The sequence below is a fragment of the Pseudonocardia sp. McavD-2-B genome (assembly GCF_024124365.1).
Lineage (GTDB): Bacteria > Actinomycetota > Actinomycetes > Mycobacteriales > Pseudonocardiaceae > Pseudonocardia > Pseudonocardia alni.
Map to the genome: position 1 here is coordinate 24,398 of NZ_JAMXSG010000007.1, position 14,589 is coordinate 38,986.

General features: G+C 73.8%; 13 protein-coding genes. 9 read left to right on the top strand and 4 right to left on the bottom strand.

Features of this window, described 5'->3' with window-relative positions; translation table 11 throughout:
- Window positions 1–245: 245 nt before the first annotated feature.
- Complete coding sequence (gene glmU / locus NH602_RS02325) at window positions 246–1,730, top strand: bifunctional UDP-N-acetylglucosamine diphosphorylase/glucosamine-1-phosphate N-acetyltransferase GlmU (protein WP_246353145.1); 1,485 nt, start codon at window positions 246–248, stop codon at window positions 1,728–1,730.
- Complete coding sequence (locus NH602_RS02330; protein WP_073577627.1) at window positions 1,727–2,707, top strand: ribose-phosphate diphosphokinase; 981 nt, start codon at window positions 1,727–1,729, stop codon at window positions 2,705–2,707. The genes glmU and NH602_RS02330 overlap by 4 nt, the downstream gene beginning before the upstream one ends.
- Before the next feature lie 62 nt (window positions 2,708–2,769).
- Here NH602_RS02330 and NH602_RS02335 read toward each other — a convergent pair whose 3' ends face one another.
- Entirely contained in the window at window positions 2,770–3,252 is a 483-nt protein-coding gene (locus NH602_RS02335; RefSeq protein WP_253066865.1) for a MarR family winged helix-turn-helix transcriptional regulator, read from the bottom strand.
- 72 nt (window positions 3,253–3,324) lie between these two features.
- Here NH602_RS02335 and NH602_RS02340 point away from each other — a divergent pair, with 72 nt between their 5' ends.
- From NH602_RS02340 to pth, 5 genes are all read left to right on the top strand, one after another.
- Complete coding sequence (locus tag NH602_RS02340; RefSeq protein WP_253066866.1) at window positions 3,325–4,422, top strand: substrate-binding domain-containing protein; 1,098 nt, start codon at window positions 3,325–3,327, stop codon at window positions 4,420–4,422.
- Window positions 4,423–4,519: 97 nt separating this feature from the next.
- Window positions 4,520–4,804, top strand: coding sequence for a zinc ribbon domain-containing protein (locus tag NH602_RS02345; protein ID WP_083658990.1), 285 nt, complete (start codon window positions 4,520–4,522; stop codon window positions 4,802–4,804).
- A 76-nt stretch (window positions 4,805–4,880) separates the two neighbouring features.
- Window positions 4,881–6,134 (top strand): formamidase, encoded by a 1,254-nt coding sequence (fmdA, locus tag NH602_RS02350; RefSeq protein ID WP_073577624.1) that lies wholly within the window; start codon window positions 4,881–4,883, stop codon window positions 6,132–6,134.
- A 186-nt stretch (window positions 6,135–6,320) separates the two neighbouring features.
- Complete coding sequence (locus tag NH602_RS02355; protein ID WP_253066867.1) at window positions 6,321–7,019, top strand: 50S ribosomal protein L25/general stress protein Ctc; 699 nt, start codon at window positions 6,321–6,323, stop codon at window positions 7,017–7,019.
- The gene (gene pth / locus NH602_RS02360) at window positions 7,016–7,609 is read left to right on the top strand and encodes an aminoacyl-tRNA hydrolase (protein WP_073577622.1); all 594 of its coding nucleotides are present in this window, start codon (window positions 7,016–7,018) and stop codon (window positions 7,607–7,609) included. Before NH602_RS02355 ends, pth begins: the two co-directional genes overlap by 4 nt.
- Window positions 7,610–7,669: 60 nt before the next feature.
- On the opposite strand, the gene NH602_RS02365 is transcribed toward pth, so the two are convergent.
- A complete protein-coding gene (locus tag NH602_RS02365) occupies window positions 7,670–9,352 on the bottom strand; it encodes a fatty acyl-AMP ligase (protein ID WP_253066868.1) in 1,683 nt (560 codons plus the stop codon).
- Between the two features lie 90 nt (window positions 9,353–9,442).
- Between NH602_RS02365 and NH602_RS02370 the strand changes: the two genes are divergently transcribed.
- Entirely contained in the window at window positions 9,443–10,810 is a 1,368-nt protein-coding gene (locus tag NH602_RS02370) for a dipeptidase (protein WP_253066869.1), read from the top strand.
- A gap of 29 nt (window positions 10,811–10,839) precedes the next feature.
- Window positions 10,840–11,664: an LLM class F420-dependent oxidoreductase gene (locus NH602_RS02375; RefSeq protein WP_073577794.1), complete on the top strand. Its 825-nt coding sequence runs from the start codon at window positions 10,840–10,842 to the stop codon at window positions 11,662–11,664.
- Here NH602_RS02375 and NH602_RS02380 read toward each other — a convergent pair.
- Window positions 11,648–12,463, bottom strand: coding sequence for an alpha/beta fold hydrolase (locus NH602_RS02380; RefSeq protein ID WP_253066870.1), 816 nt, complete (start codon window positions 12,461–12,463; stop codon window positions 11,648–11,650). The genes NH602_RS02375 and NH602_RS02380 overlap by 17 nt on opposite strands.
- A gap of 304 nt (window positions 12,464–12,767) precedes the next feature.
- Window positions 12,768–14,570, bottom strand: a complete 1,803-nt coding sequence (locus NH602_RS02385; protein ID WP_179761086.1) for an ABC-F family ATP-binding cassette domain-containing protein — start codon at window positions 14,568–14,570, stop codon at window positions 12,768–12,770.
- Between the last annotated feature and the right edge of the window lie 19 nt (window positions 14,571–14,589).

Below are 14,589 nucleotides of genomic sequence, written 5' to 3' on the forward strand. Positions count from 1 at the left end.
TGATCTTGTGTTTACGGCGGCATCCCCGCGGGCGTGACGGGCCCGCCGGGTCACCCGGGGCCGTCCCCGTACGATGCCGTACCGGCACGGCGCGCCCCGCGTCCTCCGCCCGGCACGGGCGGCGAGTCCGGCAGGAGGAACCGAACATGCCCGAACCCGACCGGGCCGGCACCGGTGACCGACCGGCACCCGGAACGGCGACGGTCGCAGCCGGCATCGTCCTCGCGGCGGGCGCGGGCTCGCGGATGCGGTCGTCGACACCGAAGGTGCTCCACGAGCTGGGCGGGCGCAGCATGCTCGGCCACGCGGTGCACGCACTGGCCGGTACCGCGCCCGAGCACCTCGTGGTCGTCGTCGGACACGAGCGCGAGCGGGTGGAGCAGGCCGTCGACGGCATCTCCGCCGCCCTCGGGCGCACCGCCACCACCGCCGTCCAGGAGCAGCGCCTCGGCACCGGCGACGCGGTCCGCAGCGGCCTCACCCCGCTCCCCGCGGACCTGACCGGCACCGTCCTGGTCACCTACGGCGACGTCCCGCTGCTCGACACCGCGACCCTGTCCGCGCTGGTCACCGAGCACGCCGGCCGCCGCGCCGCGGTCACCCTTCTGACCTGCGAGGTCGCCGACCCCACCGGCTACGGCCGGATCGTGCGCACCGCCGACGGAGCCGTCACCGGGATCGTCGAGCAGACCGACGCGACACCGGAGCAGCGGGCCATCGCGGAGGTCAACTCGGGCGTCTACGCCTTCGACGCCGCGTTCCTGCGCGCGGGCATCGCGGGCCTGGCCGCGCACAACGCGCAGCAGGAGCTCTATCTCACCGACCTGGTCGCCGCCGCCGTCGCCGCGGACCGGACGGTGCACGCCGTCCGCTGCGACGACGAGTGGCGCGTGCGCGGCGTGAACGACCGCGTCCAGCTCGCCGAGCTCGGCGCGGAACTGAACCGCCGCGTGCTGCGGGAGTGGATGCTGGCCGGGGTCACCGTGGTCGACCCCGCCACCACCCGTGTCGACGTCGACGTGCGGCTCGCGCGCGACGTCGTCCTGCACCCGGGCACCCAGCTGCACGGCGCGTGCGAGGTCGACGAGGCCGCGGTCATCGGGCCCGACACCACGCTGACCGACACCGTCGTCGGGGCCGGCGCGAGCGTCGTCCGCACCCACGGGTCGGGGTCCCGGATCGGGCCCGGCGCCGCGGTCGGGCCGTTCGCCTACCTGCGCCCGGGCGCCGTACTCGGCGAGCGCGGCAAGATCGGCACGTTCGTCGAGGTCAAGAACTCCGACATCGGCGCGGGCACCAAGGTCCCGCACCTGACCTACGTCGGGGACGCGACGATCGGCGAGATGAGCAACATCGGCGCCTCGTCGGTGTTCGTCAACTACGACGGCGTCCGCAAGCAGCGGACCGTCATCGGATCCCACGTGAAGACCGGGTCGGACACCATGTTCATCGCCCCGGTCACGGTCGGGGACGGCGCCTACACCGGCGCCGGGACCGTGCTCCGCGACGACGTCCCGCCGGGGGCGCTCGCGGTGTCGGGTGGAGCACAGCGCACCATCGAGGGGTGGGTGCCGCGCAAGCGGCCCGGAACCCCCGCCGCCGAGGCGGCACAGCGGGCGGGCAGCGACCCGTCCACGAACGGCACGACCAGCAACGACGGCGCAGGTCACACCACCTCCGCCGGTACGACAGACCCGAGAGACCTCAGCCGAGGAGGCACCGCACGGTGAGCGCGATCGCAGGCACTCCCAAGAAGAACATGATGCTGTTCTCGGGGAGGGCGCACCCGGAGCTCGCCGAGCACGTGGCGAAGGAGCTCGACGTCACGGTCACCCCGCAGTCGGCCTACTCCTTCGCGAACGGCGAGATCTTCTGCCGCTTCGAGGAGTCGGTCCGCGGGTCCGACGCGTTCGTGATCCAGGCGCACTCCGCCCCGATCAACGACGCCATCATGGAACAGCTGATCATGGTCGACGCGCTCAAGCGCGGGTCGGCCAAGCGGATCACCGCGGTCATGCCGTTCTGGGGCTACGCCCGCCAGGACAAGAAGCACCGCGGCCGCGAGCCCATCTCGGCCCGCCTCGTCGCGGACATGTTCAAGACCGCGGGCGCCGACCGGATCCTGACCCTGGACCTGCACACCTCGCAGATCCAGGGCTTCTTCGACGGCCCCGTCGACCACCTGTTCGCGCTGCCGGTGCTCGCCCAGCACATCAAGAGCACCCGGCCGACCGACAACTTCGCGGTCGTCTCCCCCGACTCCGGCCGGGTACGCCTGGCCGAGCGCTGGGCCGAGACCCTCGGCGGGACCCCGCTGGCGTTCATCCACAAGACCCGGGACCCGCTCAAGCCGAACGAGGCCGTCGCGAACCGGGTGGTCGGTGAGATCGAGGGCCGCTGCTGCGTGGTCATCGACGACATGATCGACACCGGTGGCACCGTCGCGAAGGCGGTCGAGGTGCTGCTCAAGGAGGGCGCCTCGGACGTGATCGTGGCCGCCACCCACGGCGTGCTGTCCGGTCCGGCCACCGAGCGCCTGGCGAATTGCGGCGCGTCGGAGGTCATCTTCACCGACTCGCTGCCGATCCCGGCCGAGAAGCGGTTCGACAGCATGACCGTGCTGCCGATCGCCCCGCTGCTGGCCGAGGCGATCCACCAGGTGTTCGAGGACGGCTCGGTCACGAGCCTGTTCGACGGCAACGCCTGAGCACTCCGCACGTTCGCCGACGGCGCCCCACCCGCGGGTGGGGCGCCGTCGGTCGTTCCGCCTCAGCCCTCGGTGGCCAGCCCTGCCAGACCCGGCACCCCGGCCCGGCCGGTGGCGTCCTGCAGCCGCCGCAGCACGTCGTCGAACAGGGCCGCGTCGGAACCCAGCAGGTGCCGGTAGCGGTCCAGCACCCCGGCCGCCGCGGCGTCCCACTCCGCGAGTGCCGCGCGGCCCCGCTCGGTGGCGACGACGAGCACCCGGCGCCGGTCGACGACGTCGGGCCTGCGGTGCACGAGGTTCGCCGCGGTCATCCGGTCCACGAGCTTGGTCGCCCGCGGCGCCAGCAGCAGCGCGTGCTCGGCGACCACGCTCATCGTGCAGCCGCCGCGCGAGGCGAGCAGGCCGAGCACCCGCCACTGGTCGACGTCGGACCCGCGGCCGCGCAGGGCCTCGTCGAGCTCCTGGTCCAGGGTCCGGCCCACCGCGCAGAGCAGGCGCAGCGACTCGTCCCCGGACGGCCGCACGTGTTCCGCGGGCTCCGACATGAGCGCATCGTAACCGGACGTTTTCCGACGAGGCGCTAGGTGGGCGACGCCACGATGGATAGCGTCACCTGCATGACTCCGTTCCCGGACCCCGGGCGCGCGACGGCCGTGCCGGCGCGCGGGAGCGAGGTGCTCAACGTGGCGCTGGTCGTCCCGCTGCAGGGTCCGGCGGGCATCTTCGGCCCGTCCTGCGAGACCTGCGCGACGCTGGCCGCCGAGGAGGTCAACGCCGCGGGCGGGGTGCTCGGCCGGGAGCTGAACCTGGTGCCGGTCGACGGCGGCGCGCCACCCGCCGTCGTCGCCGCGGAGCTCGACGCGCTGGTCAGTGCCGGCGCCGTGGACGCGGTCACCGGCTGGCACATCTCGGCGGTCCGCGAGGCCGTCGCGCCCCGGATCCGCGGGCGGGTGCCCTACGCCTACACCGCCCTGTACGAGGGCGGCGAGCAGCGACCGGGGCTGTTCCTGACCGGGGAGACCCCGGACCTGCAGCTGGGCCCGTCGCTGAGCTGGTTCGCCGGGGCCGCCGGGGTGCGCCGCTGGACGATCGTCGGCGACGACTACGTGTGGCCGCGTCGGTCCGCGCAGGTCGCGACCGAGCACCTGCGCCGGATCGGCGGGACGGTCTGCGACGAGATGTACGTCCCGCTGGGCACCGAGGACTTCTCGCGCGTGCTGCTCCGGGTCGAGGCGAGCGGCTGCGACGCCGTCCTGATGCTGCTGATCGGCAACGACGCCGTCGAGTTCAACCGGGCGTTCTGCGCCGTCGGGCTGGACCGGGAGATCCTGCGGTTCAGCTCGCTGATCGAGGAGAACGTGCTGCTCGCCTCGGGCCCGGAGAACACCCGCGGCCTGCTCACCTCGGCCGGCTACTTCGAGGACCTGGCGACGGCGTCCGGGCTGGACTTCGCGGCCGCGCACGCCCACCGCTTCGGCCCGGACGCGCCGGTGCTCAACAGCCTCGGCGAGTCCTGCTACGAGGGCGTCCGGCTGCTGACCGAGCTCATGCGCCGGGCCGGGTCGCCGGAGGTCCCGGCGATGACCGCGGTCGCCGAGGGGCTGGCCTACGAGAGCCCGCGCGGAACCGTCGAGGTGCACGGGCGGCACCTGCGCCAGCAGGTGTTCCTCGCCGTCGCCGACGGGGTCGCCTGGGACGTCGTCCAGCAACTCTGACGGGTCCGTTGACACCCCGGCCCGTCGGTCGTACTTTCCCAGGAAAATATTTCCTCAGATGCATGTCGGGTCGCCCGGCGTGCCGGGAGGTACGACCGTGGCGCTCTACGTCTACCGGTGCGGGGCCGACGGCCCCGTCGAGGAACGGCACCCGATCGGCAGCGCCCCCGCGACGGCGCGCTGCCCCACCTGTGGGGAGCAGTCCCCGCGCGTCATCACCGCACCGATGCTCGGCCTCGCCGACCGCGGCCGGGTGGCCCTGATCGACCGCACCACGGCCACCGCCCACGAACCGCAGGTCGTCTCCGCCCCACCCCCGCGCCCGCTACGCCCCGGCGGGCCGCCGCTGCACCCCGCCACCCGCGGTCTGCCGCGGCCCTGACCGCGTCGACCTGCGCCGCGCCGACCGCCTCACCCCTCCGCCCCGCCCGCGTCCGCACCGACCCCGGGAGTGTCCGATGCCCAGGAACGTCTTCCCCCTCGACAGCACCAGGACCTTCACCGACCAGCAGTTGACGGGCCACAACCGGTGGCACCCCGACATCCCGGCGCAGGTCCACGTCAAGCCCGGGGACACGTTCCGGGTCGACTGCCGCGAGTGGTTCGACGGCGCCATCCACAACGACGACTCCGCCGACGACATCCTGAACGCGCCGCTGGCCGGGGTGCACGTGCTGTCCGGGCCGATCGCCGTCGACGGGGCGCAGCCGGGTGACCTGCTGATCGTCGACATCCTCGACGTCGGGCCGATCCCGCAGGAGGACTCCGGGCCGCTGGCCGGGCAGGGCTGGGGCTACACCGGCGTGTTCGCCACCCGCAACGGCGGCGGCTTCCTCACCGAGCAGTTCCCCGACGCCTACAAGGTCATCTGGGACTTCCAGGGCGGGACGGCCACCTCCCGGCACGTCCCGGGGGTGTCGTTCACCGGGATCGTCCACCCCGGGCTGATGGGGACGGCGCCGTCGCCCGAGCTGCTCGGCCGCTGGAACGCCCGCGAGCAGGCGCTGATCGACACCGACCCGGAGCGGGTGCCGCCGCTGGCCCTGCCGCCGAATCCGGACTCGGCCATCCTCGGCGCGCTGACCGGCGCCGACTTCGACCGGGCCGCCGCGGAGGCCGCGCGCACCGCGCCACCCCGGGAGAACGGCGGCAACCAGGACATCAAGAACCTCACCAAGGGCAGCCGGGTGTTCTACCCGGTGTTCGTCGACGGGGCGAACCTGTCGATGGGCGACCTGCACTTCTCCCAGGGCGACGGCGAGATCACCTTCTGCGGTGCGATCGAGATGGGCGGGTTCATCGACCTGCACGTCGACGTCATCAAGGGCGGCATGGCGACCTACGGCGTGTCCGAGAACGCGATCTTCGTGCCGGGCAACACCGACCCGCAGTACAGCGAGTGGATCGCGTTCTCCGGCACCTCGGTCACCCTCGACGGCGAGCAGCGCTACCTCGACTCGCACCTGTCGTACCAGCGGGCCTGCCTGCACGCGATCGACTACCTGACGAACTTCGGCTACTCCCCGATCCAGGCCTACATGATCCTCGGGGCGGCGCCGATCGAGGGCAGGCTGTCCGGTGTGGTGGACATCCCGAACTCGTGCTCGACGGTCTACCTGCCGACCGGGATCTTCGACTTCGACGTCAAGCCCGGCAAGAACGGCCCCCACCGCATCGACCCGGGCCCCGGCGTGCCCCACTCTGTGGCCTGAGCAGCCGGTTCCGTGGTCGTCCCGGGGGGCTGGCCCCAGGACGACCACGGGCCTGGCGTAGGCTTCTCGGCATCTCCGCGGCGAGGGCGGGTGCACTCTTGACCCGCCGTGATCGACGTGGGCCGATCCCGGTCGGCTCCTCGCCGCGCGCGCCTTCCACCGCAGACAGTTCGAGGAGCAGTTCCCGTGGCCCAGACCCGCATTCCCGCCGAGACCCGGACCGAGTTCGGCAAGGGCGCCGCCCGCCGCACCCGTCGCGCCGGCAAGATCCCCGCCGTCCTCTACGGCCACGGGACCGACCCCGTCCACCTGTCGCTGCCGTCGCTGCAGTTCGCCGCGGTCGTCCGCGAGCAGGGCCGCAACGCCGTGCTGGAGCTCGACGTCGACGGCAGCAGCCCGCAGCTCGCGCTGACCAAGACCGTGGTCGTGCACCCGCTGCGCCCCTACATCGAGCACGTCGACCTGCTCGTCATCAAGCGTGGTGAGAAGGTCGAGGTCGAGCTCGACGTCGTCGTCACCGGCGAGGCCGCCCCCGGCTCGCTGGTCACCCAGGACCTCAACACCGTCCTGGTCGAGGCCGACGTGCTGAACATCCCGGAGAACATCGAGATCTCCGTGGAGGACGCCGAGATCGGCACCCAGTACTTCGCCAAGGACCTGAAGCTCCCCGGTGGCGTCGAGCTGCGCACCGACGAGGAGTACCTCGTCGTGCAGGTCGTCCCGGCCCCGACCGAGGAGGACCTCGAGGCCGAGGTCGACGCCGAGGGCGCCGGTGTGGTCGAGGAGCCGTCCGACGAGGAGCAGGCCGCCGAGGCCGAGACCGAGGGCGACTCCGTCGAGGGTTCCGCGGACTCCGAGGGCGACTCCGAGTCCTCCGACAAGTGAGCCCCGTGCCGGGGCCGGCTCTCGTCGTCGGACTCGGGAACCCGGGTCCGGACTACGAGGGCACCCGGCACAACGTCGGTACCCGCGTCGCCGCACTGCTGGCGACGCGGGCCGGCGCCGGCCGGTTCTCCGCGCACAAGCGGTCGAACTCCGACATCGCGCAGGGCCGGCTCGCCGGTCGCCCGGTGACCCTGGCCGTCCCCCGGACGTACATGAACCTCTCGGGTGGCCCGGTCGCCGGGCTCGTGCAGTACTTCTCGATCCCGCCGACCGAGGTGATCGTCGTCCACGACGAGCTGGACCTCGACTTCGGCGTGGTCCGCCTCAAGCGCGGTGGTGGCGAGGGCGGGCACAACGGCCTGCGCTCGATCAGCAAGGCGCTCGGCACGAAGGACTACCTGCGCGTGCGGTTCGGCATCGGCCGGCCGCCGGGTCGCCAGGATCCGGCGGACTACGTGCTCAAGCGGTTCTCCGGCGTGGAGAACAAGGAGCTCGACCTCGGTCTGGACCTCGCCGCGGACGCCGCCGAGGCCCTGCTGTCCGAGGGCCTGGAGCCGGCGCAGAACCGGTTCCACCCGCTGTCGGGCTGAGCCCCGCCCTCCACGAGAGCCCCGGTCCCTCGCAGGGACCGGGGCTCCCGTGCGTCCGGGTCAGCGGCGGGCGGTGAGCAGGTCCGCCGTCGCGGCGCGGCGCAGCTTCCCCGACGGCGTCTTCGGCAGGCTCCCCGGCGCCAGCACCGCGACCTCGGCCGGCCGCACCCCCACCGCGGAGACGACGCGGCGGATCACGTCGTCGCGGATGGCACGCACCGCCTCGGGGCCGTCGGCCCCCTTCGCCTCGACGGCGACGGCGAACGACTCCCGGTGCCGCCCGTCACCTGCCGGGATCCGGACCGCGACGACGTTGCCCGCGCGCACGCCCTCGACCGCACCGGCGGCCCGCTCGATGTCGGTCGGGTAGATGTTGCGCCCACCCATGATGATCACGTCCTTGGTGCGGCCGCACACCACGACGGCGCCGTCGGGGGTCAGGTAGCCCTCGTCCCCGGTGTCGAACCAGCCGTCGCGGTCCTGGGTGGACACCGGGCCGTCGACGGTGAGGTAGCCGGGCGTCACGGCGTCTCCGCGCAGGTGCAGCACCCCGACCTCCCGGGGGCCCAGCACGTGACCGCCGCTGCCGACGACCTTCACCTCGATCCCGGGCAGCGGCGGTCCGAGCTCGGGGAACTCCCGCGCCGGACCGGTGCCCGCGGGCTCGGCGCGCCGGTGCGCCTCCAGGGACTCGGCGTCGACCCGGTCCACCTTCAGCCCGGTGTGGACGGGCGCGAAGGACACCCCGAGCGCGGTCTCCGCCATCCCGTAGGCACACAGCACCGACTCCGGTCGCAGCCCGAAGCGGGCACCGGCGTCGGTGAACGCCGCGACGGCCGCCGGGTCCACCGGCTCGGCGCCGTTGAGCGCCAGCCGCAGCGAGGAGAGGTCGAGCGCGCCGTCGTCGACCCGGGCGAGCTGGCGGGCCAGCACGGCGTAGGCGAAGTTCGGGGCCGCGGTGACGGTGCCGCCGTAGGACGAGATCAGCTCGGCCCACAGCCGCGGGCGGCCCAGGAAGTCCGCGGGGGTGACGGTGACCAGGTCCAGCCCGACCGTCATGGGGACGGTCAGGAACCCGACCATCCCCATGTCGTGGAACAGCGGCAGCCACGACACCATCCGGTCGGTCGCGACGTCCAGAGCGGACGCGGTCACCATGGCGCCGATGTTGGCGTGCAGGTTCGCGTGGGTGATCCGCACGGCCTTCGGGGCGGCGGTGGAACCGCTCGTGAGCTGCAGCAGCGCGGTGTCGTCCTCGTCGGCGACCGCGGCGTCCGCGACGAACGCGGCGGGGTCGCCGGTCAGCGAGTCGAGCATCCGGAACGGGACGCCCCGCTCGGTCAGCACCGGCGCGAGCGCGTCGAAGGGCGGGCCGAGCAGCACCATCGCGGCGTCGACCATGCCCAGGGTGGTCACGGTGTCGGCGGCCCACTCGGCGAGGTCGGTGCGCGGGGTCGGCTGGTGCAGCATCGTCACGCTGCCGCCGCACAGCCACACCGCCTGCGCGGCGGGGGCGATCGCCGCGGGCTCGCCGGCCAGCACCCCGACGGCGCCGCCGAAGGGCAGGGCAGGGCCGCCGTCCTCGCCGGGGCGTCGCAGGGCGTCCGCGATCCCGCGGGCCGTCTCGTGCACCTCCGCCCAGGAACGCCGCACGGGCTCGCGCGGCTCCCCCGTCGTCATCCCACGGGCGAGCCCGCCGGGAACGGTCGCGGACTCCAGCAACGTCGCCAGGAATCGGGACATGGGCCCGAATGTAGCGACGAACCGCCCGTGCGGGGCGGCACGATCGACGACCGGCCGTACGCGACGCGCCGCGGCGTAGCATCCGGGCGCATGGCCGAGCCGCACACCGACCCCGCTCCCGCCGACCTCTCCGCCGCCGTCGACGCCGTCCTCCCGGGCGCGCGCACGGACCTCGAGGCGCTGGTCCGCATCCCGAGCATCTGGGCCGACCCGGCACACGCCGAGGACACCCGCCGCTCCGCGGACGCCGTCGCGACGCTGGCCCGCGACGCGGGCGCCGCCTCGGTCGAGATCCTCTCCGCCGACGGCGGGGCCCCGGCCGTCGTCGCGCACTGGCCCGCACCCGAGGGCATGCCGACGGTCATGCTCTACGCCCACCACGACGTCCAGCCCACCGGCGGCGACGACGAGTGGACCAGCCCGCCGTTCGAGCCGACCGAGCGCGACGGGCGGCTCTACGGCCGTGGCGCCGCCGACGACAAGGCCGGCGTCATGACCCACCTCGCCGTGCTCCGCGCCTACGAGGGACGGCCGCCGGTCGGGGTCGTGCTGTTCATCGAGGGCGAGGAGGAGTCCGGTTCCCCCACGCTGACCGCGCTCCTGGCCGAGCACCGCGAGAAGCTCTCCGCCGACGTCATCGTGATCGCCGACGCCGCCAACCCGGCCGTCGACGTGCCGGCGCTGACCACCAGCCTGCGCGGCCTGGTCGACGTCGTCGTCGAGGTGTCGATGCTGGAGCGTCCGGTGCACTCCGGGGTCTACGGCGGCCCGGTCGGGGACGCGCTGACCGCGCTGTGCCGCACCCTGGCCACCCTGCACGACGACAAGGGCGAGGTCGCCGTCCCCGGCCTGGTGCGCGGCAGCTCCGACGCGCCCGACCCGGACGAGGCGACCTACCGCTCCGACGCGGGCCTGCTCGACGGCGTCGAGCTGCTCGGCACCGGCTCGATCCCGGACCGGGTCAACCACGCCCCCGCCGTCGCGGTGCTGGGGATCGACGCGCCGAAGGTCGCCGAGGCCTCGAACGTGCTGCTCCCCCGCGCCCGCGCGATGGTCAGCATGCGGCTGGCCCCCGGCCAGGACGCCCGCGAGGCCCAGCGCGCTCTGGCGGAGCACCTGGAGGCCAACGTCCCGTGGGGCGCGCACGTGTCGGTGACGCCCGGCCACGGCGTCGCCGAGCCGTTCAGCCTGTCGTCGGCCGGCGAGGTCTACGACCACGCCCGCGCCGCGTTCTCCGCCGCCTACGGCAACGACGCCGTCGAGACCGGCATCGGCGGGTCCATCCCGTTCATCGCCGAGTTCGCCCGGACGTTCCCGGGCGCGGCGGTGCTGGTCACCGGCGTCGGGGATCCGGCCAGCCGCTGGCACGGCATCGACGAGAGTCTGCACCTGGGCATGTTCGGGCGCGGGGTGCTGGCGGAGGCCCTGCTGCTGGACCGGCTGGCCGGGGGGGCGTGACCGTCCGGCCCGACGGGTACCCGGGGGTCATGAAGTTCGGTATCGCAACGTTCGTGACCGACGAGGGCATCCGTCCCGGGCCGCTGGGCCGGGCGCTGGAGGAACGCGGTTTCGACTCGGTGTTCCTCGCCGAGCACTCGCACATCCCCACCAGCAGGGAGTCGCCCTACCCCGGCGGGGGCGACCTGCCGCGGGTGTACTACCGCACCCTCGACCCGTTCGTCGCGCTCACCGCGATGGCGGGGACGACCACCGACCTGCTCCTGGGCACCGGGATCGCGCTCCTGCCGCAGCGCGACATCATCCACACCGCCAAGCAGACCGCCAGCCTCGACCTGGTGTCCGGCGGACGGCTGCTGTTCGGCGTCGGCGCGGGGTGGAACCGCGAGGAGATGCGCAACCACGGCGTCGACCCGAGGACCCGGGGACCACTGATGACCGAGCAGCTGCACGCGTTGCGGGCGCTGTGGACCGAGGACGAGGCCGAGTTCCACGGCGACCACCTCGACGTCGAGCGGTCCTTCTCCTGGCCCAAGCCGGTGCGCACCCCGCCGATCTACCTGGGCGGGGAGAGCGAGGCCGCGCTGAACCGGCTCGCCGAGGTCGGCGACGGCTGGCTCCCGCGCGGGCACACCTCCTTCGACGAGATCCGCCGCGTCCGTGACGACCTCGCCGAGCGGGGCAAGCCGGACGTGCCGACCACGGTGTTCGGCGGGGAGCCGGACCCGGATGTCGTCGCGGGGTACGCCGAGGCGGGCGTCGAGCGGGTCACCTTCCTGCTCCCGACACTGCCCGAGTCCGAGACCCTCGCGAAGCTCGACGAGCTGGCGAAGGTGGTCACGGCGTCCGGCTGAGTGCCCCCAGCACCAGCGCGGTGAGCGCCTCCGGGGCGTCGAGCTGGATCAGGTGCCCTGCCCCGGGCACCAGGTGCAGCTCAGCCCCCGGTACCGCTGCGGTCAACCGGTGCGCGCGGTCGACCGGTATCCAGGTGTCCTCGGTGCCCCACACCACCCGCACCGGCAGGTCCAGCTCGCCGTAGCGCGGCTCGACCTCGTCGGTGAAGCGCTGGTCGGCCTGCGCGATCTGGCGGTAGAACGCGGCCGCACCCTGCTCGCCCAACCACGGCCCGACCAGCGCGTCCTCGTCGGCGGGCCGCAGGGGCCGGTGCGCGGCACCCCGCACGTAGGCCCGGACGAGGGCCTCGTGCAGCGGCCCCGGCAGCGCCGCGAACACCTCGGCGTTCTCCCGCACCAGCCGGAAGAACGGCGAGCCCCACGGGGCGAGCGCGACGACGTCGACCAGCGTCAGCGACCGGTAGGCCGCGCCGTGCAGCAGGTGCGCACGCAGGGCGACGGCGCCGCCGTAGTCGTGGGCGACGACGTGCGGCGGCTCGGGCAGGTCCCACCGCTCGAGCAGCCCGGCCAGCACCCGGCCCTGTACGCCGAGCGAGACGTCCGCGCTGTGCCCGGACGCCCCGTAGCCCGGCATGTCCCACAGCAGGACCCGGTGCGACCCGGCCACCGCCGCGGCGATCGGCGCCCACAGCCACGACGACCAGGGGGTGCCGTGGCAGAACACCACCGGCGGTCCCGAGCCCCGTGCGGTCCAGCGCACCCGGTGACCGTCCACGACGAACTCGTCATCCAGTTCCACGGTCCCACCGTGCCACGACACCCCGACATCGTTCCGGGGCACAATGACCATGATGTCGATCCGGCTGCTCGGCCCGCATCGCGGTGACAGCCGCGGGCGGCGGACTCACCGCCACGAGCCCGGTCCCGTCGCCACCCCCCGACTGTGGCGACGGAACCGGCCCGTCTCTCCCCCCGCGCCCCGGCGAGGCTCCCCAGCCCGCCGTGACGCGAGTGCGACGGTATCCGCGCACCCGGGTGCCGCGGATCGGTCGAACTACTGATTTCTTACCCGGGGTCCCTCCTACCTGGGTAGGAGAGACCCCTCATCCCTCGGCGCGCTCGGCGGCCTCGAACCACTCCAGCTCGACGCTCTCGCGCTCGGCGACGACGGCCTTCAGCTCCCGGTCCAGCTCCATCAGCCGGCCGGGCTCGGTGGCGGCCTCGGCGAGCCGGGCGTGCAGCTTCTCCTCCTGCGCGGTGAGCTGCCCCATCCGTCGTTCCAGGCGCTGGGCGTCCTTGCGGGCGGCCCGCTGCTCCGCGGCGCTCGCCTTCGGCCCGGCCGCCTGTGCGACGGGCGCACCGGCCGGTACCGGCGCGGTCGGTGCGGCCCCGGCAGGGCCGTGGCCGGTGGCGGCACGGCGGGTCAGGTACTCGCCGATCCCGCCGGGCAGGTGGGTGAGGTGTCCGTCGCCGAACAGGGCGACGACCTGGTCGCAGACCCGCTCGGTGAGGTAACGGTCGTGGCTGACGACCACCAGGGTGCCCGGCCAGCCGTCGAGGAGGTCCTCCAGCCCGGCGAGGGTGTCGACGTCCAGGTCGTTGGTGGGCTCGTCGAGCAGCAGGACGTTGGGCTCGTCCATCAGCAGCCGGGTCAGCTGCAACCGCCGTCGCTCACCACCGGACAGGCGTCCGACCGGGGTCCACTGGCGGGCCGCGGGGAACCCGAGCCGCTCCAGTACCTGCGACGCGGTCATCTCCTGCTTGCCGAACCGCACGTACTTGGCGACGGCCTCGGTGGCCTCCAGCACGCGCATCTCGGCGGGCAGGTCGACGAGCTCCTGCGACAGCTGCGCCATCTTCACGGTGCTGCCCTGGACACGCCGGCCCGAGTCGAGCGCGCGTTCCCCGGACAGGGCACGCAGCAGCGTCGTCTTGCCGGAGCCGTTGACCCCGACGATGCCCACCCGGTCGCCCGGGCCGAGCCGCCAGGTCACGTCGTCGAGCAGGGTGCGCCCGGCGACGGAGACGGTCGCGTCCTCCAGCTCCAGCACGGTGCGCCCGAGCCGGTTGGTCGCGAACGCCATCAGCTCGACGGTGTCGCGCGGCGCGGGCACGTCGGCGATCAGGGCCTCCGCGGCCTCGATCCGGTAGCGGGGCTTCGAGGTCCGGGCGGGCGGACCGCGGCGCAGCCAGGCCAGCTCCTTGCGGGCCAGGTTGCGGCGGCGCTGCTCGGCGGCGTCGGCCTGCCTGCCGCGCTCGGCGCGGGCGTAGACCCAGTCGGCGTAGCCACCGGTGTAGGACTCGACGCGCCCGTTCGCGACCTCCCAGGTCCGGGTGCAGACGGTGTCGAGGAACCAGCGGTCGTGGGTGACGACGACGAGTGCGATCCGCCGCGCCGTCAGGTGCGTCGCGAGCCAGCCGATGCCCTCGACGTCGAGGTGGTTGGTGGGCTCGTCGAGGACGACGAGGTCGAGCTCCCCGATCAGCGCCGCGGCGAGCGCGACCCGGCGCTTCTCGCCGCCGGACAGGCCGTCGGTGGGCCGCTCGATGTCGGAGATGGCGAGCCCGTCGAGGACGTCGCGGACCCGGGCGTCGGCGGCCCACTCGTGGTCGGCGCCGTACTCGGCGAGGACGATGTCGCGCACCGTCGATCCGGCCGGGAAGCGGTCGTGCTGCACCAGGTGCGCCATCCGCAGGCCCCCGAGGCGGCTGACCCGGCCGCCCTCGACGGGCCGGTCGCCGGTGATCACGTCGAGCAGGGTCGACTTCCCGCCGCCGTTGAGGCCGACGACGCCGATCCGGTCGCCGCGCTCGACACCGAGCGAGACGCCGTCGAGCAGGACACGGCTGGCGTCACCGGGCACGTGCGCGGTGACGTTCTCCAGGTTGAGCAGGTTCTCGGGCAACTACGTCTCCACCGTCGGG

What these genes read in the sequence shown, in the direction of transcription:
- NH602_RS02370 (WP_253066869.1), top strand. Translation starts at nt 9,443, where the DNA reads ATGGCCGAGCCGCACACCGACCCCGCTCCCGCCGACCTCTCCGCCGCC.
- NH602_RS02365 (WP_253066868.1), bottom strand. Translation starts at nt 9,352, where the DNA reads ATGTCCCGATTCCTGGCGACGTTGCTGGAGTCCGCGACCGTTCCCGGC.
- glmU (WP_246353145.1), top strand. Translation starts at nt 246, where the DNA reads ATGCGGTCGTCGACACCGAAGGTGCTCCACGAGCTGGGCGGGCGCAGC.
- NH602_RS02335 (WP_253066865.1), bottom strand. Translation starts at nt 3,252, where the DNA reads ATGTCGGAGCCCGCGGAACACGTGCGGCCGTCCGGGGACGAGTCGCTG.
- fmdA (WP_073577624.1), top strand. Translation starts at nt 4,881, where the DNA reads ATGCCCAGGAACGTCTTCCCCCTCGACAGCACCAGGACCTTCACCGAC.
- NH602_RS02375 (WP_073577794.1), top strand. Translation starts at nt 10,840, where the DNA reads ATGAAGTTCGGTATCGCAACGTTCGTGACCGACGAGGGCATCCGTCCC.
- NH602_RS02340 (WP_253066866.1), top strand. Translation starts at nt 3,325, where the DNA reads ATGACTCCGTTCCCGGACCCCGGGCGCGCGACGGCCGTGCCGGCGCGC.